Annotated in this window: 1 pseudogene; it reads right to left on the bottom strand. The window is 58.3% G+C overall.

The features are described 5' to 3' along the window. A pseudogene (locus tag RUW20_RS05915) lies at window positions 1-1,777 on the bottom strand (hypothetical protein); the annotation flags it as partial. Window positions 1,778-2,547: the final 770 nt, after the last annotated feature.

Genomic DNA, 2,547 nt, shown 5'->3' with positions numbered 1-2,547 from the left:
CGCGGCTCGACGGTGTAAGCAGCTTGATGACGCTACCAATCGAACGGTCATTGCTAAGTATGAGGCGGTTATCAACGCCATTCCTTTCCTGATCGCTATAGCGTTCCGAGAAATCACGCGCCAGAATGGCTGCCACTGCGTCCATGTCCTTTTCGAGGTCAGCGACGTAGACATGACCGACAAGTATCGCGTCCGAAATCGCCTTGGATATTTCCGACTTCCCCCCCCCGGAAACGGTTGCCGGCTTGTGGCAGGCCGTGACTTCTGCCGAGGTTCCAGTGAGGTTCCACTGCCGATGATCGGCGCTCAATGACTCCATTTGTATCCGATAACCATTGGGGCCCATATAGGTCTTACCCGCCTGCAATCTGATCGACGATGTATGGCCATCAACGGTTGACCACGAGACGGTCTGTGAGCGCAAACTGAAGGTGGATTTCGCTGGCACCAGAACGACAGTCGGCTGAACGCGATCAAACGCATGGCCGGCCGACTGCAGGACGAAGCGATCTGGATCGCGTGCCAGCACCTCTTTCAGCGAATAGGCATCACCCGCCGTCAGATCGGTATACTCCTGACCCTCGTTATAACTCGGAAAGACGAGCGCTCCACCAGAATGCTCTTCTTCGGCAGAACCAAACATGTTCGCTGAATAACTGATCTGCGTTTTCACCTCTTTCTTGCAGTAACCGAAATAATTGTCAGCGATGATGGTCACGACTACGCCGCGCTCGTCCCGAGCGCACAACTTGAATGCACTACCTCCGTTATACAGCTCGTTCTCACTCTTGTAGCACATGCCGTCGCGCCGTTGCAGGGCAGTGGCCGCATCCCAGTGCGGAAGACCGAGCAGGTGTTTGGGCACATGCGTAAGATGCGGCGCGAGAATCACGCAACCCGTGTGGCCGGTCCAGCTGTCGGGGTCGAGCGAGGAATCATTCTCAGGCAAATAGGGGTCGCCGGCATTGCCAAAAATACTCTCGACAAAATCGAGATTGGCCACCAGAGCTCCTGGAACGAAAAAGCGGGTTTCCATCCGCTTCTCGGTCGTAAAACCTGGCACGGCAGGCACCACCAACGGCCGCAGAAACAGCGAAACGAAACACATGGCCGGGGCGTTCTCGCCCGCGGTGAACGGTAGTTGCAGTGACTCGGGCGGAGGATTCAGCGCCAAGGCAAGCAACTTGGAAAAAGCCAGCTTCGGCACCGCCAGCTTGTCGTCTGGAATCGGCAAGCCGCCCTCGGCGATGTGAAAAACGCCCGCAGTGGTGCGGCGATCACTGGCGGGATTGTGCAGAACCCCATTGCGCAGGCGATAGCTGCTGAGCAGCGACGATTTGAAAAGATCCCCATTGGCCGGCAGCGAAACACCGCGCGCCAGACCGGACTGATCGAGCACCAGTGTTTTGCCCGGCAATCGTGGCGCCGGACCAACATCCGAAAGATACTCCTTCAGAAAATTCTGAATCCGCATATCGACAGGGCAAAGTTTATCCGAAAGTCGACGGCTCAATTCACGCTGACGTGCCAGAATTGGTGACATTAGCTCCGTAATGGAGGCGCCATCAGCCCCGGCGGCGAGAGGTAATTCGAGAAGAGCAAGTCGAAGATTTATCGCGGCATTCAACTCTGCCGTATTGACGGATAACGGGGTTACAGCGGTATTTGAGGTGAAACCCATGACGTATTCTTTCATAGAGGGGTCACGCAGCATAAAGAGGTCGGCAGTCAAGTACTGCGCCCGGAAAATTGTGATAAAGAACGCGCTGACGAACACAAATTCCTCGAATTCCGCGAAAGAACCCTGGTTCGCAGAGTTCCTCAAAGGGAGCACGGTTTGCGTTATCTTATTCGTGTGCCTGGTCGGCATGGACCGGGGTGCCGGATCGATCCGAAAGGTCAGTAGAACATGAACTCACGGAGTCCGGCAAGCGGCCCATCTGCGCTTGGGCGACACGCAACACGCCCGATGCCGACGGCCCCTAACCGCCACCTGTGTGGCGATGGCGTCGGACCTGCCGGGCGCCCGCGGCGGCGCGCAGCGTACCTCCAGCCACCACCCGCAGGCCCTGGCATCGCGGCACGCGCAGATGCTCCTCGACCAGGGCCGTCGGCCTCTGCTTGAGATCACCGAAGAGCACAGCACGGAAGCTGTAGCGCACTTTGCAGACGACTGGGGCACGCACCAACCGGGCCGAGTCCGCGCGATGGTGGGGTTGGCGCAGAAATGGTCCCGTTCCGGCTGGACCGTACCGTGCACGCCGGACAGCAAGCAGGCCAGCAGCGTTGGGAAACCGAGCAAGCCGCTGGCCGCTTTCGCGCAGTCAGCGTCAGGCAGTGCTCCCGCCACCCGATCAGTCTCTGTAACGCTGCCGGTTGGGCGGCATTCAAGTCCCACAGGCTAGAGGAGAGGTGCATTCCCACCTGCCGACGGCGGACCGGAAAGGTGTGGGGACGCCAATGCGAACAGCGTAGATGCAGCTGGGGCCAGGCTAGCAGCCTGTCGGGCTTACCCGGTGACATGCGATAATCATAGTCATTGAATGA

Origin of the sequence: Accumulibacter sp. (assembly GCF_032229525.1) — a bacterium.
Classification (GTDB): Bacteria; Pseudomonadota; Gammaproteobacteria; order Burkholderiales; family Rhodocyclaceae; genus Accumulibacter.
Note: the sequence above shows the minus strand (reverse complement) of the source record. Positions and strands in the feature narration are given on the sequence as shown.